Consider the following 23597-nt stretch of genomic DNA (forward strand, 5'->3'; position numbering starts at 1 on the left):
GTCCGCGTACCCGGACCCGCCCCCGACACGACGACGCGGTGGACGGCTTCGTGATCGCCGTCGACCGGGGCCGGTACACCTGCGTGCTCCCCGACGCCCCGGACGGTGCGGCGATCACCGCCATGCGGGCCCGTGAGCTGGGCCGCAAGTCGGTGGTGGTCGGTGACCGGGTGAACCTGGTCGGCGACGTCTCCGGCGCGGACGGGGTGCTGGCCCGGATCGTCCGGATCGCCGAACGGCGCTCGGTGCTGCGGCGCACCGCCGACGACGACGAGAACACCGCCGAGGGGCGACTGGAACGGGTGGTGGTCGCCAACGCCGACCAACTGGTGATCGTCAGCGCGCTGGCCGATCCGCCACCCCGCACCGGGTTCATCGACCGTTGCCTGGTCGCCGCGTACGACGCCGGCATCGAGCCGCTGCTCTGCCTGACCAAGGCCGACCTGGCCGGTCCGGAACAGGTGGTCGGCTACTACACCGAGCTGGAACTGCCGTACGTGCTGGTCCGGCCCGACTCCGACCTGAACGCGCTGCGCGCCCTGCTCGCCGGCCGGGTGTCGGTCCTGGTGGGGCACTCCGGGGTGGGCAAGTCGACGCTGGTCAACCGGTTGGTGCCGGAGGCGTTGCGGGCGGTCGGCGTGGTCAGCGCGATCGGCCGGGGCCGGCACACCTCGACCAGCGCGGTGGCGTTGCGGCTGCCGCGCACCCCGGACGCCGACGGCGACCCGGGCTGGATCGTGGACACCCCGGGAATCCGCAGCTTCGGGCTGGCCCACGTCTCGGCGGAGAGCCTGCTGCACGGCTTCCCCGACCTGGTGGAGGGGACGGTGGACTGCCCGCCGAACTGCCCACACACCCCGGACGAGGCGGAGTGCGCACTGGACGCCTGGGTCACCGCCGGCAAGGCCGACCCGCGCCGACTGGCCTCGTACCGCCGTCTGCTGGCCTCCCGGGCCGGCGACGTCGACCCCCGCGACCCCGAACGCAACCCCGGCGACCCCCTCGCCGGCTCCTCCTAACCCCCACCCCTCCCACCCCTTCCCTCACCCTCCCTCCCTGCCTGCCTGCCTGCCTGGCTGGCTGGCTGGCTGGCTGGCCCCGGTGATCAAGAAGTTTGCGTCACTGTGAACGCCCACCATGACCCAAACCTCTTGATCACCGGGGCGGGCGGGGACGGGCGGGGCGGGGACGGGCGGGCGGGGCGGGTTGGGTTGGGTTGGGGGCGGGCGGGGCGGTTGGGGGTGGGGTCTGGGGGTGGTGGGGGTGGGTGGGGTTAGGGTTTTGGGGTGACGGGGTTTGTGGGGGATCTGGAGTTTGCTCATCGGCTCGCGGATGCCGCCGATGCCATTTCGATGAGCCGGTTCCGGGCGATGGATCTGCGGGTCACGGCCAAGCCGGACCTGACTCCCGTCTCCGACGCGGACACCTCGGTGGAGCGGGAGATCCGGGCGTTGCTGACCGCCCACCGGCCGGGCGACGGACTGCTCGGCGAGGAGTACGGCGAGCAGCCGCCGACCGGCCCGCACGACCGACGGTGGGTGATCGACCCCATCGACGGCACCAAGAACTTCGTCCGCGGCGTCCCGGTCTGGGCCACCCTGATCGCACTGCTGGAGGGCGACCGCCCGGTGGCCGGCCTGGTCTCCGCCCCGGCGCTGGGCCGCCGCTGGTGGGGCGCGCCCGGCCTGGGCGCGTACGCCGGCCCGGACGCCGCCTCCGGCGAGCCGATCCAGGTCTCCGGGGTACGCGACCTCGCCGACGCCAGCTTCTGCTACTCGTCGCTGTCCGGCTGGGAGGCGGCCGGCCGCCTGGACCCGGTGCTCCAGTTGATGCGGGACACCTGGCGCAGTCGCGCGTACGGCGACTTCTACGGCTACATGTTGCTGGCCGAGGGGGCACTGGACGTGATGGTGGAGCCAGAATTGTCGCTCTGGGACATTGCCGCGCTGGTGCCGATCGTGACCGCCGCCGGGGGCACCATCACCACCCTGGAGGGCACTCCCGCCCCTGGTGGGACGGTGTCCGGGGAGATCAGCGCGATCGCCACCAACGGGCCGCTGCACGCCGACGTCCTCTCCCGGCTGGGTCGGCCGACCGCGCGCTGAGGCCATCGGCACTCTATTCTCGCCTGGTGGTCTCCTCCGGCTGGTGCTTCCTCGCGGCGATGATCGTCGCGTACGGCTTCGCCAACATGCTCCAGTCGGTCGCCGCCGCCCGGACGACCGTGCACCACACCTTCGACCCGGGTCTGCTGCTCCGGCTGGCCGGGCACCGGACGTACCTGATCGGGCTGCTCTGTCAGGTGACCGGCTTCGTGCTGGCCTTCCTGGCCCGCCGGGACCTGCCGTTGTTCCTGGTCCAGGCCAGCGTGGCGGCGGGGCTGGGGGTGACCGCCCTGCTGGGGGTGGTGGTGCTCAAGTGGCGACTGCCCGTCGCCGAGGTGGCGCTGCTGGTGCTGCTCTTCGCCGGGATCACCGCGCTGGTGCTCTCCGCCCAGCCGGCCCCCTCGAAGGGGCTCGGCACCGCCGGTCTGGTCGGCCTGGCGGTGGCGCTCGGCGGGATCGGGCTGCTCGGTTTCTTCGCGGTACGCCTGCACGGAGCACCCGGTTCGGTGGTGCTCGGCTCCCTGGCCGGGATGGCCTTCTCCGCCGCCGCGGTGGCCGCCCGACCGCTGGCCTCCGCCCCGTCGGCCGAGGCGTTCGTCCGCGACCCGCTGCTCTATCTGCTGATCGCCCACTCGCTGGTGGGTCAACTGCTGCTCGGGCTGGCGATGCAGCGGGGCTCCACGACGGCCGCCGTCGCCGCGATGGACGCCGCCGGTGCGGTGCCCGCCGCGATCGTCGGGCTGCTGCTGCTCAACGACAAGATCTGGCCGGGCCGGGAGTGGCTGGCCGCCGTCGGTTTCCTGATCACCCTCGCCTCGGTGATCGGGCTCACCAGGTACGCCGCACCCCAGCACCACCACGCGGTGACCCGGCCCCGGGAACGCGCCATGGTAGGCGCGGTCCCGCGCGCCTGAGCGCGCCGGGCGTCGACCCGGGCGGTCAGACTCCGACCGGCCCGGCGGTCGTGCCCCTGACCGGGGCGTCGGTGTCGGCCTCGGCCACCGTGGCGGCGTCGTCCTCGACCAACTGGTCGACGTCGACCGGCACCACGTCGGGCACCTCGACCGGCGTACGCCGGCCCACCACCCGCTCGTAGAGCCGCTCCAGCGCGCCGGCCGTCCGCTCCCAGGTGTAACTGCACCGGACCCGGTCCACCGCGGCGTGCCCGTACGCGAACCGGCCCGCGTTGTCGGCGAGCAGCCGGCGCAGCGTCATGCCCAGCGTGCGGACGTCGCCGGGGGGCACCAGCCGGCCGGTGACCTCGTCGACCACCGCGTCGGCGATCCCGCCCATGGCGTAGCCGACCACCGGCACGCCGCACGCCATCGCCTCCAGCGACACCCGCCCCGCACAGGAGTAGTGCGGGGTACAGGCCACCACGTCGGCGGAGCGGTACCAGGTCGCCAGTTGGTCGTGCGGCACCGCGCCGACCAGCGTGACCTGGTCGGCGACCCCGGTGCGCTCGGCCAACTCCCGCAGCCGCCGGGCCTCCGCGTGGGTGGCCAACTGGTCGGCCGGCGGCCCACCGGCGATCACCAGCTCCGCGTCGCCGACCAGCCGCATCGCCCGGATCAGGTCGTCCTGCCCGTGCCCCGGGGAGAGCCCGCCGACGGAGAGGATGCGGGCCCGTCGGTCCCGGGGGGCGGCCTCACCGTCGGGGTGGAACCGCTCGACGTCCACGCCGGTCGGCACCATCGCCACCGAGGTCCGTCGCAGCCCCATCCGGGTCAGCTCGTCGACCTCGTCGTTGCACTGGGCCACGGCGACGTCCACCGCCCGGAGAAGCGCCCGCTCCAGCGGAATCCGCTCGCCCGGTCCGGCGTACTGGCGGCCGAGGTGGCGGCGTTGTTCGACGCCGAGCGAGTGGAAGGTCTGCACCACCGGAATGTTCGTTTCGCGGACCGCGTGCGCGGCGGCCAGGCCCCCGATCCAGTAGTGCCCGTGCACCACCTCGGGCGTCCACTCCCCGGCCCAGCGTTCGGCCAACCAGCGGCCCAGCTCCGGGACGTACGGGACCAGGTCGGCGGTGGCGGTGGGCTGGGCCGGGCCGACGGGCACCCGTTCCACCCGGTAGCCGCCGATCTCGACGCTGGCCGCCAGGGCCGGGTCGTCGCGGCGCTCGTAGACCCGGACGTCGTGGCCTCGCCCGGCCAGCTCACCGGCGACCCGGGCGACGTGTTCGTGGGTACCGACGGGTGGTCCTTCCGCGGACCGGGACGGCCCGGCGTGCGCGCAGACGAGGCCGACGCGCATGGTGCACCTCCATGCGATCTGCGAGGGATGGTCTCCGGTCAGAGCGTCCCATTAACCGGGGTGTCGCGAGCCGAAACCTCGCAGATCGGAAGCGGTCAGCGGCTGGTCGGAGCGGTCGTGGGCGGCAACCGCCACCAGCCGGGTCCGCACGATCAGTCGCCGCGGCTCGGCATGACCCGGCCGGCTCGGGGGTACCGACCAGAGATGCCGATGACCCGCATCCTTGCCGAGGCCACCACGGTGGTCACCGACGCCTCCGGCGGGATCGACGCCGGCCTGGCGTACCCCGTCTCCCGATCCGGACGGGCGGCACAACGATGAGCCGCGCCGAACTGCCCCCGACGCGTCCCGGGGCGGGTTCCCCCGGGACGGTCCGCCCCTCGCAGGCGGGTTGCCGGGTGGCGGCCGACGAATCCTCGGCGCTGGTGTGGCTCAGTGGGGTGCTGGAGCCGGCCGAGCACGACCGGGTCCGGGACGCCCTGCTCGCCCGGCTCGGTGAACGGCCCGGCCCGATCGTGGTCGACCTGGGCGGGCTGCGGTCCGACAGGCCCACCGTCGGCCGGCTGCTGGCCGAGGTGCGGCGGACGGTGTGCGACTGGCCGGCGGCAGACCTGCTGGTGGTCGACCCGGCCGGGGCGGTCACCGGGGTCGCCGGGGAGTTGGCGGTCCATCCCCACCCGGACGACGCGACGGCCGCGCTGGCCCGTACGCCGATGGCGGCGGTGCTGACCGAGGAGCTGACGCCGGTGGTCGGGGCGGCCCGGCGGGCCCGGGAGCTGGTGACCGACGGTTGCGACCGGTGGGGCATGCCGGAGCTGACGGAACCGGCCTGCATCGCGGTCACCGAGCTGGTCAACAACGTGGTGGCGCACGCGGCGACCCCGATGACGCTGCGGTTGGCCCCGGGGGGCGACACCCTGCACCTGGCCGTCCGGGACCACTCCCGGCAGCAGCCGAGGTACGCGGGGCTGGCCCCGCTCACCTCGGCCGGCGGTCGGGGTCTGTTGCTGATCGACACGGTGGCCCGCCGCTGGGGCAGCACCCTGCTGCCGGACGGCAAGGTGATCTGGTGCGTGTTGCACACCGAGGACGAGTCGCACTGGCACCACGACTGATTCCTGCCCTTTCATCCCGATCCGGGGAGCGGGACCCGGTTACCCGACCCCTGCCAGTGGGTAGTGCTCAGCCATGCGCGACGACGAGTTCCCGACCCCCGTGTCCGACCCCGAGGCGCTCGGCCTGCCCGACACCGCCGACGACGACTCGACCGCCAACGACGACGTGCTGACCGGCCGGGAGGCCGACGGCCCGGACCCGGCCCAGCTGCCCGGCGACCGGACCCCGGTGGCGGTCGACCGCTTCGGCACCACCGCCGACGAGCAACTCGACGGCGAGTCGCTGGACTACAAACTCGCCCGCGAGCAGTACGAGCGGCGGGCCGACGACCCGCTGGCCGGCCCGGTCGACCCGGACATCGCCGCCGAGGCGGAGAACGAGGAGGCCGCCGCGCAGGCCCAGCTCGACGCCGACGTGCTGGACCCGGGCCCGACCTCGGACCCGAACTCGCCGGTCTCGCTCTATGACCACGGTCAGCTCGGCACGGTCGCCGACGCCCAGGTGGGCCGCCTGGTCGAACCGGACGAGGGCGCCCGCACCGACCAGGAGACCGACAACGTCGCGTACGACGCGGGCGCGGCCGGCGGCGGCGCGAGCGCCGAAGAGCTGGCCATCCACGAGACCCGGCCGCCCGAGGCGCACTGACCCCGGTCGCCCGGGCCCGTCAGTCGTCCAGGCCCCGCTCGATCGCGTAGCGGGTCAGCTCCACCCGGTTGTGCAGTTGGAGCTTGCCCAGCGTGTTCTGCACATGGTTCTGCACGGTGCGGTGCGACAGCCCGAGCCGCCCGGCGATCTGCTTGTAGGACAGCCCCTTCGCCACCAGCCGCAGCACCTCGGTCTCCCGTTCGGTGAGCCGGGGTGCCGCGTCGTGTCCGCCGTCGGCCGTCCCGCCGGCCGGGGGGTCCGCGGCGAGCCGCCGGTACTCGCCCAGCACCAGACCGGCCAGGCCGGGGGTGAAGACCGGCTCACCGGCCGCGGTCCGGCGCACCGCGTCCAGGAACTCCGCCGGGCCCGCCGACTTCAACAGGTAGCCGGTGGCGCCGGCCTTCACCGCGTCCAGGACGCCCTGTTGCTCGCCGCTGGCCGACAGCATCAGCACCCGGACCCGGGGCAGCGCGGCGCGCAGCCCGTGGATCACCTCCACCCCGGAGATGTCCGGCAACTGGAGGTCGAGCACCACCAGGTCGGGTCGGGCGGCCGCGGCCACCCGGACCGCCTGGCGGCCCTCGCCGCTGGTCGCCACCACCAGGTGGCCGGCCTCGGTGAGATCCCGGGCCACCCCCTCCCGCCACATCGGGTGGTCGTCGACCACCATCACCCGCATCCCGGTCATCGCTTCCCCCTCGGCACCATCAGTTCGAGTTCGGTGCCCTCCCCCGGTGTCGAGACGATCCGCGTCTCGCCGCCGAGGTCGGCTATCCGACCGCGGATGGCCTGGGCCACCCCCAGCCGCCCCTGCCGGGCCGCCTCGACCAGCCGGCCCTCCGCAATACCCGGACCCGCGTCACGGACCGACACGGTCACCGTCTCCCCCTCGTCCTCGACCAGCACCCAGGCCCGCCCGTCGGCGTGCCGCCGCACGTTGTCCAGCGCCGCCGCCGTCGCGGCGGCCACCTCCCGGGCCACCAGGGTGGGCAGCGGCACCGGCGTGGCCGGGGCGGAGACCTGCACCGCCGCCGAGGCGTACCCGGCCAGCAGGGAACGCAGGTCCACCTCCCCCACCGGGTCGGCGGGGGACGCCGGCGGGGCCCCGGAGATCAACGCGCGGAGCGCCACCTCCTGCTGGCCGGCGAGTCGGGCCAGCTCACCGGCCTCCCCGTCCAGGTGTGCCCCGCGCCGCTGGACCAGCGCCAGCACCTGGAGCACCGAGTCGTGGATGTCCCGGGCCAGCCGCTCCCGTTCCCGGGTCGCCGCCTCCAACTCCACCGCCCGCTGCAACCGCTCCTCGGCGGTCACCGCCAACCGGGCCACGTGCCCCACCACCACCCCGGCGAGCAGCAGCAGGATCACCCCGGTCAGCGAGGACGGGCCGATCCGGCCCCGGGTGGCCAGATCCGTGCCGCCGACCAGCAACGCGGCCACCGTGCCGCGCCGCCGCCCGCCGGAGACCGCCCAGGCCAGCACCGGCCCGGCCAGCCAGGCCACGGCCAGGGCCGGCACCCCGGCTGCCAGCGCCGGGCGGCCCACCACCCACGGCGTGACGGCCAGGATCAGCAGGACCACGCCGAGGTCGGCCAGGAGCAGCGGCCAGCCCCGGTTGGCCGGCCGGGCGTAGCCGGCCGCGGTCACCCCGGACCAGGCCAGCATCACCAGCAGTACGCCCCCGGCGGCGAGCGGGTGGGCGTACCGGTCGGCGTCGCGCAGGACCAGCAGCCCGACGTACGCCAGCGAGGCGAAGCGGAAGACCGCGACGGAGCGCCAGAGCGGGACCTCGAAACCACCCGGCGGGGACGACGGCATGGGCGTCACCATGCCACAGCCGCCCCGGTCACCCGCCGGGCCGGCCGGTGCGGCACGGACAACCCTGACGTACGGTAGAAACAGCGCGAAAGACTCCGAGATCGCTGCCGGGACAGGGCCCATGACGAACGCAGAACTTCCCACACCGCGTACGGTGGTGCCCATCGAACCTTCCCTTCTCATCGCCGAGGCGTTCGACCAGGCACAGGTGACCGAGCTGAGACACTCGGTCAGCTCCTGCGCGCACTCGGCCGGGCTGACCGGTCAGCGGCTCGACGACTTCGTGCTGGCCGTCAACGAGCTGATCACCAACGCCGTCCGGCACGGCGGCGGTCAGGGCTGGCTGCGGCTCTGGCGACGCCCCGGCCGGCTGGTCTGCGAGGTCTCCGACCACGGCAACGGCATGAGCGAGCAGCAGCTCGACGACCGCAGCCGGCCGGCCCCGGACACGGCCGGCGGCTGGGGGCTCTGGTTGGCCCGGGAGCTCAGCGACGCGATGCAGGTCGAGAGCGGCCCGGCCGGCACCACCGTCCGGATCAGCGCCGCCGCCGACTGACCACCGGCGGCCGAGTCAGCCGAACAGGGCGCTGACCGACTCGCCGTTGTGGATCCGGCGCATCGCCTCGGCCAGCGCCGGGGCCACCGACAGCACCGTCAGCTCCGGCACCCGCTTCTCCTGCGGGATCGGCACCGTGTTGGTGCAGACGATCTCACGTACCCCCTCGGTGGCGCTGAGCCGCGCCAACGCGCCGCTGGAGAACAGGCCGTGGGTGCAGGCCAGCCGGATCGACCGGACGTTGCGCTCCCGCAGGTGGGCCATCAGCTCGATCACCGTGCTGCCCTTGGCGATCTCGTCGTCCAGCACGATCACGTCCCGGTCGGCCACCTCGCCGATCACCGTGCTGATGGTGACCCGGTCGTCGCTGAACCGCTGCTTGGCCCCCGCCGCGACGGGGGTGCCGAGCATCCGGGCGAACGCCGCCGCCTCCTTGGCGTTGCCCAGGTCCGGCGAGACCACCACCGTGTTGCCCAGGTCGTACCCCCGGAAGTGGGCGGCCAACTCCCGCAGGGCGTGCAGGTGGTCGACCGGGACGCTGAAGAAGCCGTGCACCTGCGGCGAGTGCAGGGTCATCGCCAGCACCCGCTGGGCGCCGGCCGAGGTGAGCAGGTCAGCCACCAGCCGGGCGCCGATGGAGATGCGCGGGGCGTCCTTCTTGTCCGACCGGGCGTACGCGTAGTGCGGCAGGACCACGGTGATCCGCCCGGCCGACGCGCCCCGGGCGGCGTCGATCATGAGCAGCAGCTCGACCAGGTTCTCCTGGACGGGCGGCACCAGGGGCTGGATCAGGAAGACGTCCCGCTCCCGGCAGTTCGCCTGCAACTGCACCTCCAGGCAGTCGTTGGCGAACCGGGACACCCGCACCGGGTGCAGCGGCACCCCCAGGTGGGCACAGATCTCGGCGGCGAGGTCGGGATGGGCGGTTCCACTGAACACGGCGATGTCGCGCACGTCTGGAGATCGTACGGAGCCACCGCGGTTCTCCGGAGCGCACCCGGCCGGTACGGTGCCGAAATGACCGGAGAGTACGTCGCCGCCATCGACCAGGGCACCACCTCGTCGCGCTGCATCGTCTTCGACCGGGCCGGTGAGATCGTCGCCGTCGCCCAACGCGAGCACCGGCAGATCTTCCCCCGGCCCGGCTGGGTGGAGCACGACGCCGAGGAGATCTGGGCCAACGTCGAACGGGTGGTCCGCGACGCGCTGGCCGCCGCCGGCACCGGCCCGGACGGGTTGGCCGCCGTCGGCATCACCAACCAGCGGGAGACCACCGTGGTCTGGGACCGGGCGACCGGCCGGCCGGTCGCCCCCGCGATCGTCTGGCAGGACACCCGGACCGGTCCGCTGCTGCGCGAGCTGGCCGGGTCGTACGGCGAGGAGAAGCTGCGGGCCCGGACCGGCCTCACCCTGGCCACCTACTTCGCCGGCCCGAAGCTGCGCTGGCTGCTGGACCACGTCGACGGGCTGCGCGGGCGCGCCGAGCGGGGCGAGGTCCTCTTCGGCACCATGGACAGCTGGCTGATCTGGAAGCTGACCGGTCGGCACGTCACCGACGTGACCAACGCCAGCCGGACCATGCTGATGGACCTGGAGACCCTCGACTGGGACCCGGAGCTGCTCGACGCGCTGGGCGTCCCGGCCGGGATGCTGCCGCAGATCCGCAGCTCGGCGGAGGTCTACGGGACCGCCCACGGGGTGCTCGCCGGGGTGCCGGTGGCCAGCGCGCTCGGCGACCAGCAGGCCGCCCTGTTCGGGCAGACCTGCTTCCAACCCGGCGAGGCGAAGTGCACCTACGGCACCGGCAGCTTCCTGCTGCTCAACACCGGGGCCAGTCCGGTGCCGTCCACCCACGGGCTGCTGACCACGGTGGCCTACCGGATCGACGGCCAGCCGGCCGCGTACGCCCTGGAGGGGGCGATCGCGGTGACCGGTTCGCTGGTGCAGTGGTTGCGGGACAACCTCGGGTTGATCTCCTCGGCCGCCGAGATCGAGGAGTTGGCCGCCAGCGTGGACGACAACGGGGGCTGCTATGTTGTGCCCGCCTTCTCCGGGCTGTTCGCGCCGCACTGGCGTCCGGACGCCCGGGGGGTGATCGCCGGGCTGACCGGTTACATCACCAAGGGGCACCTGGCGCGGGCGGCGCTGGAGGCGTCCGCCTGGCAGACCCGGGAGGTGGTCGACGCGATGAACGCCGACTCCGACGTGGCGCTGCGCCGGTTGCGGGTGGACGGTGGGATGACCGCCAACGGGCTGCTGATGCAGTTCCTCGCCGACGTGCTGGAGGTGCCGGTGGTCCGCTCCCGGATCACCGAGACCACCTGCCTCGGCGCGGCGTACGCGGCCGGGCTGGCGGTCGGTTTCTGGCCGGACCTGGCGACCCTGCGGGCCCAGTGGCGCTCCGACGCGCAGTGGGAGTCCCGGATGGACCCGGCGGACCGGCAGCGGGAACTGGGCCGGTGGCGCAAGGCGGTCACCCGCACGCTCGACTGGGTCGACTGACTCCGGCGGCGACCCGCCGGTCGATCGGTTCCCGACGCCCCGACCGATACGATCGGCCGGGGGGATGCCACATGCAGACAGTCGGTCCGTACGCGCTGCACCGCAAGATCAGTACGTGCGAGCTGGGAGAGGTGTGGGCCGCGCGGGACAGCGCGGAGCGGCCGTTCACCGTGGCCGTGCTCGCGCCCGCCGCCGCCGAGGGTGGCTGGCGGGAGGCGTTCGCCGCAGCGGCCAACACACTGGCCCGCTCGGACGGCCTGCCCATCACCGGGGCCAACCACACCGGCCCGGTCCCCTGGGTGGCCTGCGCCGCCGAGCAGGGCGCAGGTGCCGCGCACGTCTTCCTCGCCCTCGGCCAGCGGCTCACCCCGGTCGGGGAGCCCTCGGCCGGGACCGGACCGCAGGGGGTCGGCCCGCCCGCCGGTCCCGCCCCGGCGACCCGGGCGGCCGGCGTGGGGCCGGCGACCGACCACCCGACCGGGCGGCCCGGCGGTGGCGCGTCAGCTGCCCCGGCGGACGGATCGCGCGCGCCCATGGCTACCGCCCTCTCCGCCGGGCCGGCCACCGACGGCAGCGCCCCACCGGCCGGTGCGCCCCGCCCGTCGGGGCCGACCTCCCCCGCCCCGCAACCGCCGGCCCCGCCCCGGACGGCGTCGACGCCGCAGCAGGCGCTGCCGGCCCTGCCGCGGCCAGCCCCGCACCAGGTGGTGCCGTACCCGCATCCACCGGTCATGCCCCGACCCGCGCCGGCCGGGTACCCGGCGTATCCGCCGGTCACGGCGCGCGGCCGGAGTCATACCGGATGGTGGTTGGCGCTGGTCGCGGTGGTCGCCCTGGTCGCGGCGGCGGTCGGCGCGGTCGGCGGGTTCGGCCTCGCGGGTCGGTCCGACGGCGGCCGGACCGGTGTCGTCGCCGGCACGGCCACGCCGACCCCGAGCGCCGACCTGGGGCTGCCGGGCACCCCGCCGCGCCAGCCGGGGGTGGAACCACCGATCGGCGGCGGCTGGCCGGCCGCCGCGCCCACCTTCGCCGGCACCGATCCGACCCGGGAGATCACCGGCCTGGCCGGGGTCGACTTCAGCTTCCGGGTGCCCATCGGCTGGAGCTGCACCGAGGCCGGCCGCACCAGCGGTTCGGCGCACTACCGGTGCGGCATCCCGGCCGCCGACGGGTCGATCATCGGTGGCGACCTGGTCGTCCGGCAGTGCCCCCGGCTCTGCACCGACGAGCGCCGCACCGCGCTGCGTCGGCAGGAGGAGGCATGGGGGTTGCAGTGGGTACGCAGCGGCGAGTTCACCACCTGGGCCGAGACCGCCCGGGTGGACGGTGCGCCCCGCTACGGGCTGGTCTACCTCTCCTACTGGCGCAGCGTGCCGGAGGACGCGATCGACCGGCAGTTGGTGCTCCGGATGACCGCGCCCCTGGACCGGGCGGACGAGGTGCGCAAGGTGGCCGCCTCGGTGCGCGCGGCCACCTTCACCATCTGACGCGGGGGCGAGTCGACCCCCCGTCGACCGGTACCCTTCGACCGGACGTCGACGACGAACCGGTCCGTCCTTCCACGACCGAGCGGGACCATGGTGCGCATGCTGACTGTCTCCCCTGACCGAGCCGGTGCCTGTCCGACCATCACGGACGCACTGGAGATCGCGCCGGACGACGCGGTCATCTCGATCGAGCCCGGCGTCTATGCCGAGGCGCTCCGGCTGGACGGTCGGCGGGTCCGGTTGGTGGCCGCCGGCGAGGCCGGTTCGGTCACCGTGGACGGTCGGGCCACCGGCCGGCCGACGGTGGCCTGCGCCGGCGGCGAGGTGCTGTTGCAGGGGTTGGTCCTCCAGTCCGCCGACCACCCGGCGGTGGACGCGGCCGGCGGCCGGCTCCGGATGGAGAGGTGCCAGGTCAGCGCCGGCTACGCGGCGGCCGTGTCGGTACGCGACGGTGCCCGGGTCGAGGCCGTCGAGGTGACCGTCACCGGTGGACAGCACGGGCTGGTCGTCTCCGACGCGGGCGGGACGATCGAGCAGTGTGAAATCCGTGACGTCACCGACGACGGGATCATCGTGCGGCTCGGTGCCGACCCGACCATCCGCAACTGCACCGTCAGCAACGCCGGCTTCCGGGGCGTGTACGTCTACCAGGCGGCCCGGCCCACCATCGAACGCTGTGACGTCTCCGGCACCGGCGACGCCGGGATCGTGGTGGCGTTGCAGAGCAGCCCCACCATCGTGGACTGCTGGGTGCACGACACCCGGGGCGTCGGCATCGACGTCGGCCGCGGCTGCGGCGGGACGATCGAGGGCAGCCACACCGAGCAGACCGCCGCTCCGGGCGTCCGGCTCGCCGAGGGGTCGACCACCGTGTTCCGGGCGGCCGAGGCGGGCGGGCGGCCGTTGGCCGGGGTGAGCGGGGGCGGCGGCACGGTCGGGCAGGACGCGCAGAAGGTCGAGGAACTCCTCGCCGAGCTGGACTCGATGATCGGCCTGGCCGGGGTGAAGGCCGAGGTGCGCTCGTTGATCGACGAGATCCAGGTCAACGAGTGGCGACGCCACGCCGGCCTGCCGGTGGGCGCGGTGAGCCACCACCTGATCTTCACGGGCGCGCCGGGCACCGGCAAGACGACAGTGGCCCGGGTCTACGGGCAGCTACTCAAGGCCCTCGGGGTGCTGCCCAACGGCCAGTTCCGCGAGGTGTCCCGGCGGGACCTGGTCGGCCAGTACATCGGACACACCGCCGAGAAGACCTCGTCGGTGTTCACCGAGGCGCTGGGCGGGGTGCTCTTCATCGACGAGGCGTACACCCTGTCCCGGGCCGGGGGCGCCGGCGGCGACTTCGGTCAGGAGGCGATCGACACCCTGGTCAAGCTGATGGAGGACCACCGCGACCAGGTCGCGGTGATCGTCGCCGGCTACACCACCGAGATGGCCGCCTTCCTGGACGCCAACTCCGGGCTGGCCTCCCGGTTCGCCAAGACGTTGGAGTTCGAGAACTACAGCCCGGTCCAGTTGGTCGACATCGTCGGGCGGATCGCCCGCAACGACGAGTACCTGCTCGCCGACGGCCTGGCCGACGGTCTGCTCGAGTGGTTCGGCCAGATCGAACGGGACCAGAACTTCGGCAACGCCCGGGAGGCCCGCAAGCTGCTGGAGGGGATGCGCAAGGCGCAGTCCGGGCGGCTGCGCGCGCTGGGCCGGATGCCGAGCCGGGACGACCTGCGTACCCTCGTCCTGGACGACCTGCTCGTCGCCACCCGGTGACCGGGATGTCGCCCACCGGGGGCACCGGCGCCAGGAGCGACGCGCCGACCGCCCTGATCGTCCGCGTCCCGGACGTGCCGCCTGACCCGACCGCCCCCTGGCGGCCCACCGAGGCCGACCAGCCGGCGCCACCGGAGCCGCTGGACGCGCCCTGGCTGCGCCAGCTGGCCCGGCTGCTGCCGATGGCCGTCGTCGCCGTCCTCGGCGCGATCGGGCTGAACCGCCCCGGCCTGTGGGAGGACGAGCTGGCCACCTGGGGCATGGTCACCGTCGGGTTCGACGACTTCGTCGCGGTGCTGCGCAACGTCGACGCCTCCATCGGCCCGTACTACCTGCTGCTGCGCGGTTGGGTGGCGCTGGCCGGCAGCTCCGACGTCGCGCTGCGGGTGCCGTCGCTGTTGGCCATGACGGCGGCGGCCGGCCTGGTCGCCGCGATCGGCCTGCGGATCGGCGGGCTGCGGGTCGGGCTGGTCGCCGGGGTGCTGTTCGCGGTGCTGCCGACCACCTCCCGGTACGCCCAGGAGGCCCGGCCGTACGCGTTCGCGGTGTGCGCCGCCGCGCTGGCCACCCTGCTGCTGATCCGGCTGCTGGAACGCCCCCGGTTCGTCCGCTACCTGGGCTACGCCGCCGTGGTGGCGTTGCTCGGGCTGCTGCACCTGGTCGGGTTGCTGCTGCTCGCCGCGCACGCGGTGGTGGCCTGGCGGATGGCGGCCCGACGGCGCACCTTCCTCGGCTGGCTCGGCGCGGCGGTGGCCGGCGTGCTGCCCGTCCTGCCGGTGCTCTGGTTCGGTCGTCAACAGACCGGTACGCAGATCAACTGGATTCCGCCGGTCACCCTGGACCGGCTGGTCGATGCCCCGGAGGCGCTCTTCGGTGGGCCGCTGCTCGCCGGCGCGGTGCTCGCGCTGGCCTTCCTCGGCATGTCGATGCGGGAGCGGTCCGCGGTGGCCACCACCTGGCTGGTGCTGCCCGCCCTCGGCCTGCTGGCCGCCGCCCAGCTCACCCCGCTCTGGCTGCCGCGCTACCTGCTGTTCACGGTGCCGGCCTGGGCGCTGGTCGCCGCGCTGGCGCTGCGCCGCAGCTCGCTGCTGCGGGGCACGGCCGCGATGCTGGCGATCGGGCTGCTCGGCATCCCGATGCAGACGGAGATCCGCGGCGTCACCGGCCACAGCCAGGGCACCAAGGAGATCGCCGCGGTGCTGCGGGCGCACGCGAACCCGGGCGACATCCTGGTGTACGGCCCGTTCGACGCCGGTGACCAGCGCACCAGCCGGGACGCGGTGAACCGGTACGTCGACGAGAGCTGGCGGCCCCGGGACGTGCTGATGACCGTTCCGGCCCGCCGGCAGGGCACCCTGGGCGCGCGGGAGTGCGCCGACCGGGACGTCCCGGTGTGCCTGGGTCGCCCGGCGCGGGTGTGGATCGTCCGCAAGGGAGCGTTCGACAATCCGGTGCAGCGGATCGGGGCGGCGAAGGAGGCCGCGCTCAAGCCGTACGCGGTCGAGCGCACCTGGCGGGTCCGGGGCTTCAGCATCGGGCTGCTGGTGCGCAAGCCCGAGGTGGCGAAGTGAGCACCCGGGCGCAGCGCGGTCCGGCACCCCCGCCGTGGCCGGGGCGGGTGAGCGAACCGGGCCCACCGGCAGCGGTGCCGACTCCGCGTCGACCGGTGGCGGTGCCGGCTGCCCGCGAGCCGGCGGCGGTGCCCACTCCGCGTGCACCGTCGGCGCGGCAGGTGGTGACGCCGGCCACGCTGGGCCGCCCGGCGACCGTCGACCCGTCGCTGCCGTTGCCGCCGGACGACGACGAGAAGGCCGCCTACCGCCGCCGCCGGCTGCCGGTGCTGATGATCGCCTCGTTCGTCAGCTTCACCGGGCTGCTCACCAGCCAGTTGCTCTTCGTCCGGATGGCGCCCTGGCTGCTGGTGCTGCTGCCGCTGTTCGGCTTCACCGTCCTCTACTACCTGATCTCGGCGACGGTGAACATCGGCACGCCCGGGTTCGACCTGGACCGGCACCGGCGGCTGGTCCGCGACTTCCAACCGCCCGTCCACCCGTCGGTCGACGTCTTCCTGCCGGTGTGCGGCGAGGCGACCGAGGTGCTGCGCAACACCTGGGAGCACGTCAGCCGGATGGTCGACCACTACCCGGGCCGGGTGCACGTCTACGTGCTCGACGACTCGGCGACCGACGAGCGGGAGGCGATGGCGCTCGCCTTCGGCTTCGTCTACCAGCGCCGCCCCAACCGGGGCTGGTACAAGAAGGCCGGCAACATGCGGTACGCGTACCAGCGCACGTTGGGCGAGCACATCCTGGTGCTCGACGCCGACTTCACCCCCCGGCACGACATGCTCGACGAGATGGTGCCCTACCTGGCCGCCGAGCCGGATCTCGGGATCGTGCAGTCCCCGCAGTTCTTCCGGGTGCACGCCGGGCAGGGTTGGCTGGAGCGCGGCGCCGGGGCGGTGCAGGAGCTGTTCTACCGGATGGTGCAGGTGTCCCGGCAGCACCACGAGGCGGCGATCTGCGTCGGCAGCTGCGCGCTCTACCGGCGCGAGGCACTCGACGCGATCGGCGGTTCCACGCTGATCGAGCACTCCGAGGACGTACACACCGGGTTCGACATGCGGCGGCGCGGCTGGCGGCTGCGGTACCTGCCGGTGCCGCTGGCCACCGGCCTGTGCCCGGCCGACGTCAGCTCGTTCTTCACCCAGCAGTACCGCTGGTGCGCCGGCTCGATGAGCCTGCTCGGGTCGACGAAGTTCTGGAACACCCGGATGCGGCTGCGCACCCGGCTGTCGTACCTCTCGGGGTTCTGCTACTACCTGCACACGGCGCTGTTCACCTTCGTCGGGCCGCTGGTGCCGATCGTGCTGCTGGCCTGGTTCCCGCAGTCGGTGGCCCCGGCGAACTACCTGTGGATCGTGCCGAGCCTGATCTACAACCTGGTGGTCTTCCCGCTCTGGCACCGGTGCGCCTACCGGGTGGAGGCGTGGACCGTCAAGATGGTCTACGGCTGGTCGCACGCCTTCGCGATCTGGGACCTGCTGCGCGGACAGAGCATGGGCTGGCAGCCCACCGGCGGCACGGGACGGAAGAACAGGACGGGTCGACTGTGGTGGGGAATGGCCGTCTGCACCGCGGGCAGTGGCGCACTGTGGACCGGCCTGGCGGCGCACCGGATGATCGGCGACGACCTGTGGACCTTCGCGCCCGCCTTCCTCGGGGGCGCGTTCTACCTGGCCGTCGCGTTGCAGGCGCTGCTGGTGAAGCCGGCGCGGGACATCCGGCCGGGGCGTTCCCGGTGACCTCCCGCCAACTGTTCACCATCGTGACGATGTTCGTGCTCGGGGTGTTCGGCTACGCCGCGCTCGCGCCCAGCCCGGCCAGCCGCCCGGCCCGGTTCGCCACCGGGGCCAGCGCCTCCCCCTCGCCCACCGGCCCGCCCCCGGCGTACGACGTCCGCCCGTTGGCGCAACCGCAGGGCCGCTACCTCGGGGTGGCGCTGAGCGGTGCGCCGCAGGACATGAGCCGGGTCGACCGGTTCGCCGACCTGGTCGGCAGCAAGCCCAACATCATCACCATCTACGAGAGCTTCGACGACGAGTTCGCCGCCGCCGAGGTCCGCCGGGTCCACCGGTACGGGGCGCTGCCGATCGTACGCTGGGAGCCGTTCAAGGCGAAGCTGAAGGACATCGCCGCCGGGCGGCACGACCCGTACCTGGTGGAGTTCGCCGTCGCGGTGCGCCGGCTCAACCTGCCGGTCGCGCTCACCATCGCGCACGAGATGAACGGCCACTGGTATTCCTGGGGCGCGCACAACAACACCGCCAAGGACTTCGTCGCCGCCTGGCGGCACATCCACGCCGTCTTCGCCCGCGCCGACGCGACGAACGTGATCTGGACCTGGACCCCGAACGTGATCAACCCGGTCCCGTCGGTGAGGCTCGCCCCGCTCTACCCCGGTGACGCGTACGTGGACTGGGTCGGCATCGACGGCTACTTCACCCGGCGCGGTGAGCAGACCTTCGACGCCCTGTTCGCGCCCACCATCACCCAGCTCCGGAAGTTCACCGCCCGGCCGCTGCTGATCGTGGAGACCGGGGCCGAGCCGGGCGCGATGCGCCGCCGCGCGGTCGAGGAACTCTTCACCGCCATGCGGAAGCGGCCCGACCTGCTCGGATTCGTCTACTTCAACCAGAAGGGCTCCGGCGACTGGGTGATCGACTCGGACCGGCCGGCGGTCGCCGCGTACCGGGCCGGGGCGGCCGCCGACCGCCGGCTCGGCTTCCGGGTGAACTGACAGCCGTCCCGGCTGGCGACCGCGCCGGCCCGGGGCGCTCCACGACCCGGCCTGCGGGCGAACCGGCCTGCGGGTGAGCTGGTTGGTGGGCGAACCGGTTGATGGGCGAACCGGTTGGCGGGTCGGCCGGTTGATGGGTGGGCGGCGGCCTGGCGACGTCCGGCACGCCGACCCCACGGGCCCCGGGTGGCGGCGGCGGGTTCCTATGATGAGGGCGGTCCGTCGTGGACGGGCCACACAGGTCGAGGCGTCTGGGGGCAGCCGGAGATGACCGGAGCACCACGACCGGCACGCATGGCATCCCGGTCGGACGATCCCGACGCCCGCCTGCACCTGGCCCCCCGTCGACGCCCCGGCCGGATCGGTGAGCTGCACATCCTGCAGCTGCTGCTGTTGGAGGCGGTGCTGCTCGGCGTCCTCGCCAGTGGACTGTTCGGGATGCCGGTGCTGATCGTCGCCGCGCTCTGCGGCGTACTCCTGCTGACCGTGGTGTTCCTGCGCTCGCGGGGCCGCTGGTGGCTGGAGAAGCGGGCGCTGGCCCGGCACCAGCGGCAGCGGGCCGCCGCGGCGGTGCCGGTCGCCGCCGACGCGGGGTTGGACGCCCTGCAACGACTCGCCCCCGGCCTGTCGGTGGGCACCGTGGCGATGGCCGACGGGACGCGGATCGGGGTGGCCCGCGACGACGCCGGCTGGTTCGCGGTGGCCGCCGTCGGCGGGTCCGGGCCGACCGGTGACGCGCCGGCCGGCCTGCCGCTGAACGTGCTGGCCACCGCGCTGGCCGAGTCCGGCCAGCCGGGCACCGTCCTCCAGGTGGTGACCAGCACCGTCCCGGCCGGCGGGCCGGGCGACGATCCGACCGCCCCGGCGCGGGAGTCCTACCGGCAGTTGCTGGCCGGCCTCGACGGCACCCCGGTCCCGGCCGGGCGGGCGACCTGGGTGGCGGTCCGGCTGGACGCCCGCGCGCTGGCGGAGGCGATCGGCGACTACGCGGTCGACCTGGGGGTCGCCCCCTCGGTGGTGGCCACGCTGGCCCGCCAGGTCGGCAGGTCGCTGCGCCGGTGCGGGGTCGCGCACCGGCTGTTGGACGCCCACGGGTTGCTCGCCGCCGTCGGTCGGTCCTGTGGCTTCACCCCGGGCGTCCCGGCCGACGCGACACCCGTGCGCGAGGAGTGGTCGGCCTGGCACTGCGGCCCGCTCGCACACCGCTCGTTCTGGATCCGCCGCTGGCCGCCGGTCGACCGGGCGGCGACGATGCTCGGTTGGCTGGAGACCCTGCCGGCCTCGTTGGTGACGGTGTCGTTGACGGTGGCCTCGAACGGGCCGGGGGAGGATCTCGACCTGCGCGGCCTGGTCCGGATCACCGGGCCGGCGGAGCTGCTACCGCAGCTGTGCGGGCCGGCCGTCGACGGGGTACGACAGGCGGGCGGGGAACTCTTCCCGCTCGACGGCGAACACGGCCCGGCGGTGTACGCGTCGACGCCGACGGGGGGTGGCGCGGGATGACCGGACCGGGTGACGAGCGGCGCACGGCGGTGCCGGCCACCTTCGGCGCGTCCCCCGACCGGCCCGCCGAGCCGCACCCGCAGGGCTCGGCCGACGAGTCGTATCCGCGGGATTCGACCGGTGGGCCTCGTTCCCCGGGCTCGGCCGGTGGGTCGTATCCCCCGGGACCGGCGGCTGCCGGGGCGTATCCGCACGGGTCGGTCGCCGCTGCCGGAGGGCTACCGGTCGCCTCGGCCGCCGTACCACCGCCGGTCGCCGCGCCGTCGATCACCGCACCGCCGGTCGGTGCGCCGCCGGTCGGTGCGGACGCGCCGGTGCGGGGTGCGCCCGGCGTCCGGATCGACGCCGACGCCGACGCGGTCGGCACCGCCACCGCCACCGCGCTGGCCACCGCCGATCCGCTGCCCCGGGCCCTCGCCAGTCCGCTGGCCGCCCCGGAGAGCCACCCGCCCGCTCCCCCCGCGCCACCGCCGGCCCGCAGCCCCGGGGGCGAGGCCGCGCCCGGTCGTGGCGGACCGTCCGGTCGGCTGCCCCGGCTGCGGATCGGCACCCACGCGGTCTCCCCGGCGGCCCTCGCCCGGCTCAGTCCCACCCCGCTCCCGGCCGGTCTGGTGCTCGGTGCGGACCGCCGCCGGGCGGCGGTCGCGATCCGGCTGTTCCGCCCCGAGCCGACCCGGGTCACCCTGGTCGGCGGGGTGTGGGCGGGTCAGCTCGTCGCCTTCCGCGCGCTGGCCCTGGGGGCCCGGATCGTCGTGCTTACCGCCGATCCCGCCACCTGGGCCGGGTTCGGTCCGGCGGCGCTCGGCCGGGCTGCCGACCAGGTCGAGGTACGCGCCGACGGCCGCCCGGTGCCCGCCACCGGGACCGCGCAGCAGCCCACCCTGATCGTGCGCGACCTACCACCCGGCGCGACCCGCCCGGCCGTGCCCGGATCGACCACGCCCGGATCGACGCTTCACGACCCTGCCACGGTCGGGGCGGCGGCCCTCGGGGCGTGGCAGGCCGAGCTGACCGTGCTGCGGCGGCTCGACCCCGGCACCGCGCCCGCCCTGCGCGACAGCGACCTCTGCGTGCTGCAACGGCTCTCCGCCGACGAGTCGGTGGCGGCGGCGCAGGCGCTGCGGCTGCCTCCGGACAGCGCCCGGTTCCTGCAGGTGATGGCCGACGACATGCTCACCCTGGTCGGTGGCGGCACGGACCGGCACCTGTGGATCAGTCAGACGTCGGTCGAGCAGCACCTGCTGGGCGCACCCCGCCGCTGACGAGCAGGCCGGCGAGGCGCTTCTTCCGGCTGTTCTCGCGGACGATCCAGGCCACGTCGCTGTCGTCGGCGGCGGCCAGCGCCCGGAACGGCGGCAGGCCGGCAGTCGGATCGGCCGCCACCGCGACACTCCAGCAGTAGCCCAGCGCCTGACGCAACGCCCGGACGTCGTCGTCGCGACGCCGGCCGGCCGGCAGGGCGGCCAGCCCCGCCGTCGCCCGTTCGCACAGTGCGACGGCGCGGGCGGCGGCCTCCGGGACGGCCAGCAGGCGCGGTTCGCACACCGCCGCGACGGCTGCCCGCCGGACCAGCGGGTGCGGGTCCCCGACCCAGGCCGTGCCGAGGTCGAGCAGACGCGGCAGGTCGGCGTCGCCGAGACGCTGCAACGCCAGGGCCACCGCCTCGCGTACCCGCCAGCGGGCGTCGGTCGCGTGGTCGTGCAGGCGTGCCTCGATGCCTGCCCGGGTCCGCGCGCCTGCGGCCAGCAGTCGGCCGAGACCGAGCACCCCGCAGAACACCAGATACTCGTCGTCGGTGGCGATCAGCCGATCGAACGAGGCGGGCTCCCCCTCGTCGGCGACGGCCTGGGCCAGCTCAAGGTTGGCCCGTGGCCCAGGCAGCCCCGAGTGCTCCCGCAGGAAGGCCGGCCAGCGCGCGGGATCGGACCCCCGCAACTCGACCCGGTACTGGTCACGCCGGTTCACCATCGCAGCGTAACCCGGATGACGCGCACGGCGGGCCGCCCGGCCATCCCGGGTCGCCGCCGCACTAGCGCAGCGACCGGAAGGCGGCGCGCAACTCATCGGCGAACACCATCGGCTGTTCCCAGGCCGCGAAGTGCCCACCCTTGTCGAGCTTGTGGAAGTAGATCAGGTGGGGATACGCCTGCTCGGCCCAACTCTGCGGGGCCTCGTAGAGCTCGTCGGGAAAGACGCTCACCGCGACGGGCACGGACACCCCCTTGGCGGCGAAGAAGGACAGCTTGTTCTCCGCGTACAGCCGGGCGGCGGAGATCGCCGTGTTCGTCAGCCAGTAGAGCGAGATGTTGTCCAGCACGTCGTCGCGGGTGAGGCCCTCGGTGGCACCCTGGAACACCCGCGAGATCAGCTCCAGGCTGCGCGCGTCGTGGTCGAGCAGGAAGGACGCCAGGCCGACCGGGGAATCCGCCAGGCCGGTCAGCGTCTGCGGTCGGGTCGCCATCATCAGGGCGTACGCGACGTGCTTCCAGACGTAGTCCAGCTCGGTGGCCGCGCGCATCTCGTCCTCGGACAGGCCCGACGGCAGCGAGCCCAGGGCGTCGTTCGCCCCGGTCGTGTCGCCCTGGAACAGCTTGTCGATCTCGGGGGGCACCGCGCCCGGCATGTTGGTGTGGATGCCGAGCAGCCCAGGCGGTGCCTGCACACCCATCTGGTCCACGACGACCGCACCCCAGTCGCCGCCCTGCGCCACGAACCGCTGGTAGCCGAGGCGCGTCATCAGCTCGGTCCAGGCGGTGGCGATCTTCTCCGGGTTCCAGCCCGACCCGGTCGGCTTGCCCGAGAAGCCGTGCCCCGGCAGCGACGGGATCACCAGGTGGAACGCGTCCGACGCGCTCGCGCCGTGCGCCGTGGGATCGGTCAACGGCTCGATGATCTTCAGCTGTTCGATCACCGATCCGGGCCAGCCGTGCGTGACGATGAGCGGCAGCGCGTCCTCGTGCGTCGACCGGACGTGGATGAAGTGGATGTCCACCCCGTCGATGGTCGTCACGAACTGCGGCAGGGTGTTCAGCCGCGCCTCGACCCTGCGCCAGTCGTAGTCCCGCTCCCAGTAGCGGGCGACGGCCTGGATCGTGGCCAGCGGAACGCCCTGCGACTGGTCGTCGACGGTCTCCTTCTCCGGCCATCGGGTCGCCGCGATACGTCGGCGCAGGTCGTCGAGGTCCGCCTCGGGGATGTCCACCGAGAACGGCCGGATCTCCGTGGTGCCGGGTCGCGTCCTGGTCCTGACCGCCATGGATGCTTCCTCTCTGCCTGAGTTCACGCCGCGCGGAGGTGAATCATGAGGTGAGGGGACTGCCGAGTGGTGTGCCGGGTCGACCTGGGCACGCCGCCGTCACATCTCGCAGCCTAGAACGCCACGACCGGCGCTCGCGGCGATACGCCTTCGACAGGCGGCCGGTTCATCCCGAGTGACCGCCGACGGCACGACGGCATCCGTGCAGTTCAAGGCAACCACGACCAACGCCCGACGAAGAAGGAACATGCCGCCGGCCAGAGCAGCCCGCCGCACGGGACGGTGATCCGGTC

At 74.1% G+C, this 23597-nt stretch carries 20 protein-coding genes; 14 read left to right on the forward strand and 6 right to left on the reverse strand.

Annotated elements, in window-relative coordinates; translation table 11 throughout:
* Positions 1-83 precede the first annotated feature (83 nt).
* The 3 genes from rsgA (at position 84) to GA0070216_RS07505 (ending at position 3019) form a co-directional block, all read left to right on the forward strand.
* Positions 84-1019, forward strand: coding sequence for a ribosome small subunit-dependent GTPase A (gene rsgA, locus GA0070216_RS07495; protein WP_091242609.1), 936 nt, complete (start codon positions 84-86; stop codon positions 1017-1019).
* A 267-nt stretch (positions 1020-1286) separates the two neighbouring features.
* The gene (gene hisN / locus GA0070216_RS07500) at positions 1287-2105 is read left to right on the forward strand and encodes a histidinol-phosphatase (RefSeq protein ID WP_091241269.1); all 819 of its coding nucleotides are present in this window, start codon (positions 1287-1289) and stop codon (positions 2103-2105) included.
* A 59-nt stretch (positions 2106-2164) separates the two neighbouring features.
* The gene (locus GA0070216_RS07505; RefSeq protein WP_245722389.1) at positions 2165-3019 is read left to right on the forward strand and encodes a hypothetical protein; all 855 of its coding nucleotides are present in this window, start codon (positions 2165-2167) and stop codon (positions 3017-3019) included.
* A 25-nt stretch (positions 3020-3044) separates the two neighbouring features.
* Here GA0070216_RS07505 and GA0070216_RS07510 read toward each other — a convergent pair whose 3' ends face one another.
* A complete protein-coding gene (locus tag GA0070216_RS07510; protein WP_091241276.1) occupies positions 3045-4358 on the reverse strand; it encodes a glycosyltransferase in 1314 nt (437 codons plus the stop codon).
* 398 nt (positions 4359-4756) lie between these two features.
* Here GA0070216_RS07510 and GA0070216_RS07520 point away from each other — a divergent pair, with 398 nt between their 5' ends.
* Positions 4757-5473, forward strand: coding sequence for an ATP-binding protein (locus tag GA0070216_RS07520; RefSeq protein WP_245722362.1), 717 nt, complete (start codon positions 4757-4759; stop codon positions 5471-5473).
* Positions 5474-5546: 73 nt separating this feature from the next.
* Positions 5547-6119, forward strand: coding sequence for a DUF5709 domain-containing protein (locus GA0070216_RS07525; RefSeq protein WP_091241285.1), 573 nt, complete (start codon positions 5547-5549; stop codon positions 6117-6119).
* A gap of 19 nt (positions 6120-6138) precedes the next feature.
* Here the strand turns inward: GA0070216_RS07525 and GA0070216_RS07530 are convergent, their stop codons facing one another.
* The gene (locus tag GA0070216_RS07530) at positions 6139-6807 is read right to left on the reverse strand and encodes a response regulator (RefSeq protein WP_091241288.1); all 669 of its coding nucleotides are present in this window, start codon (positions 6805-6807) and stop codon (positions 6139-6141) included.
* Positions 6804-7934 (reverse strand): MacS family sensor histidine kinase, encoded by a 1131-nt coding sequence (macS, locus tag GA0070216_RS36040; protein WP_091241291.1) that lies wholly within the window; start codon positions 7932-7934, stop codon positions 6804-6806. The genes GA0070216_RS07530 and macS overlap by 4 nt, the downstream gene beginning before the upstream one ends.
* A 121-nt stretch (positions 7935-8055) precedes the next feature.
* Here macS and GA0070216_RS07540 point away from each other — a divergent pair, with 121 nt between their 5' ends.
* Positions 8056-8490, forward strand: coding sequence for an ATP-binding protein (locus tag GA0070216_RS07540; RefSeq protein ID WP_091241294.1), 435 nt, complete (start codon positions 8056-8058; stop codon positions 8488-8490).
* Positions 8491-8505: 15 nt separating this feature from the next.
* On the opposite strand, the gene GA0070216_RS07545 is transcribed toward GA0070216_RS07540, so the two are convergent.
* Positions 8506-9444, reverse strand: coding sequence for a ribose-phosphate diphosphokinase (locus tag GA0070216_RS07545; RefSeq protein ID WP_091241297.1), 939 nt, complete (start codon positions 9442-9444; stop codon positions 8506-8508).
* A 63-nt stretch (positions 9445-9507) separates the two neighbouring features.
* On the opposite strand from GA0070216_RS07545, the gene glpK reads away from it, so the two are divergent.
* From glpK to GA0070216_RS07585, 8 genes are all read left to right on the forward strand, one after another.
* The gene (gene glpK, locus GA0070216_RS07550) at positions 9508-10992 is read left to right on the forward strand and encodes a glycerol kinase GlpK (protein ID WP_091241299.1); all 1485 of its coding nucleotides are present in this window, start codon (positions 9508-9510) and stop codon (positions 10990-10992) included.
* 71 nt (positions 10993-11063) lie between these two features.
* Positions 11064-12479, forward strand: coding sequence for a hypothetical protein (locus tag GA0070216_RS07555; RefSeq protein WP_091241302.1), 1416 nt, complete (start codon positions 11064-11066; stop codon positions 12477-12479).
* Positions 12480-12569: 90 nt separating this feature from the next.
* Positions 12570-14246, forward strand: coding sequence for a right-handed parallel beta-helix repeat-containing protein (locus GA0070216_RS07560; RefSeq protein ID WP_091241305.1), 1677 nt, complete (start codon positions 12570-12572; stop codon positions 14244-14246).
* A gap of 5 nt (positions 14247-14251) precedes the next feature.
* Complete coding sequence (locus tag GA0070216_RS07565; RefSeq protein WP_141723018.1) at positions 14252-15817, forward strand: glycosyltransferase family 39 protein; 1566 nt, start codon at positions 14252-14254, stop codon at positions 15815-15817.
* Positions 15814-17550 (forward strand): glycosyltransferase family 2 protein, encoded by a 1737-nt coding sequence (locus GA0070216_RS07570; protein ID WP_218108152.1) that lies wholly within the window; start codon positions 15814-15816, stop codon positions 17548-17550. Before GA0070216_RS07565 ends, GA0070216_RS07570 begins: the two co-directional genes overlap by 4 nt.
* Positions 17547-18545, forward strand: a complete 999-nt coding sequence (locus GA0070216_RS07575; protein WP_091241311.1) for a glycoside hydrolase family 26 protein — start codon at positions 17547-17549, stop codon at positions 18543-18545. The genes GA0070216_RS07570 and GA0070216_RS07575 overlap by 4 nt, the downstream gene beginning before the upstream one ends.
* A gap of 294 nt (positions 18546-18839) precedes the next feature.
* Positions 18840-20048, forward strand: a complete 1209-nt coding sequence (locus tag GA0070216_RS07580; RefSeq protein ID WP_091241314.1) for a type VII secretion protein EccE — start codon at positions 18840-18842, stop codon at positions 20046-20048.
* Complete coding sequence (locus tag GA0070216_RS07585; RefSeq protein WP_091241318.1) at positions 20045-21310, forward strand: hypothetical protein; 1266 nt, start codon at positions 20045-20047, stop codon at positions 21308-21310. Before GA0070216_RS07580 ends, GA0070216_RS07585 begins: the two co-directional genes overlap by 4 nt.
* On the opposite strand, the gene GA0070216_RS07590 is transcribed toward GA0070216_RS07585, so the two are convergent.
* Both GA0070216_RS07590 and GA0070216_RS07595 read right to left on the reverse strand, forming a co-directional pair.
* Positions 21261-22013 (reverse strand): hypothetical protein, encoded by a 753-nt coding sequence (locus tag GA0070216_RS07590; RefSeq protein ID WP_245722363.1) that lies wholly within the window; start codon positions 22011-22013, stop codon positions 21261-21263. The two genes, GA0070216_RS07585 and GA0070216_RS07590, sit on opposite strands and share 50 nt — an antisense overlap.
* A 64-nt stretch (positions 22014-22077) precedes the next feature.
* The gene (locus tag GA0070216_RS07595; protein WP_091241325.1) at positions 22078-23304 is read right to left on the reverse strand and encodes an epoxide hydrolase family protein; all 1227 of its coding nucleotides are present in this window, start codon (positions 23302-23304) and stop codon (positions 22078-22080) included.
* Positions 23305-23597: the final 293 nt, after the last annotated feature.

The sequence above is a fragment of the Micromonospora matsumotoense genome (assembly GCF_900091525.1).
In the GTDB taxonomy this organism is placed as follows: domain Bacteria; phylum Actinomycetota; class Actinomycetes; order Mycobacteriales; family Micromonosporaceae; genus Micromonospora; species Micromonospora matsumotoensis.

Bases quoted from the DNA above. Each gene is read 5' to 3' on its own strand.
- glpK (WP_091241299.1), top strand. From the start codon at position 9,508: ATGACCGGAGAGTACGTCGCCGCCATCGACCAGGGCACCACCTCGTCG.
- GA0070216_RS07595 (WP_091241325.1), bottom strand. From the start codon at position 23,304: ATGGCGGTCAGGACCAGGACGCGACCCGGCACCACGGAGATCCGGCCG.
- GA0070216_RS07530 (WP_091241288.1), bottom strand. From the start codon at position 6,807: ATGACCGGGATGCGGGTGATGGTGGTCGACGACCACCCGATGTGGCGG.
- GA0070216_RS07565 (WP_141723018.1), top strand. From the start codon at position 14,252: ATGTCGCCCACCGGGGGCACCGGCGCCAGGAGCGACGCGCCGACCGCC.
- GA0070216_RS07585 (WP_091241318.1), top strand. From the start codon at position 20,045: ATGACCGGACCGGGTGACGAGCGGCGCACGGCGGTGCCGGCCACCTTC.
- GA0070216_RS07560 (WP_091241305.1), top strand. From the start codon at position 12,570: ATGGTGCGCATGCTGACTGTCTCCCCTGACCGAGCCGGTGCCTGTCCG.
- GA0070216_RS07525 (WP_091241285.1), top strand. From the start codon at position 5,547: ATGCGCGACGACGAGTTCCCGACCCCCGTGTCCGACCCCGAGGCGCTC.
- GA0070216_RS07540 (WP_091241294.1), top strand. From the start codon at position 8,056: ATGACGAACGCAGAACTTCCCACACCGCGTACGGTGGTGCCCATCGAA.
- GA0070216_RS07555 (WP_091241302.1), top strand. From the start codon at position 11,064: ATGCAGACAGTCGGTCCGTACGCGCTGCACCGCAAGATCAGTACGTGC.
- macS (WP_091241291.1), bottom strand. From the start codon at position 7,934: ATGCCGTCGTCCCCGCCGGGTGGTTTCGAGGTCCCGCTCTGGCGCTCC.
- GA0070216_RS07505 (WP_245722389.1), top strand. From the start codon at position 2,165: ATGATCGTCGCGTACGGCTTCGCCAACATGCTCCAGTCGGTCGCCGCC.
- GA0070216_RS07580 (WP_091241314.1), top strand. From the start codon at position 18,840: ATGGCATCCCGGTCGGACGATCCCGACGCCCGCCTGCACCTGGCCCCC.
- GA0070216_RS07510 (WP_091241276.1), bottom strand. From the start codon at position 4,358: ATGCGCGTCGGCCTCGTCTGCGCGCACGCCGGGCCGTCCCGGTCCGCG.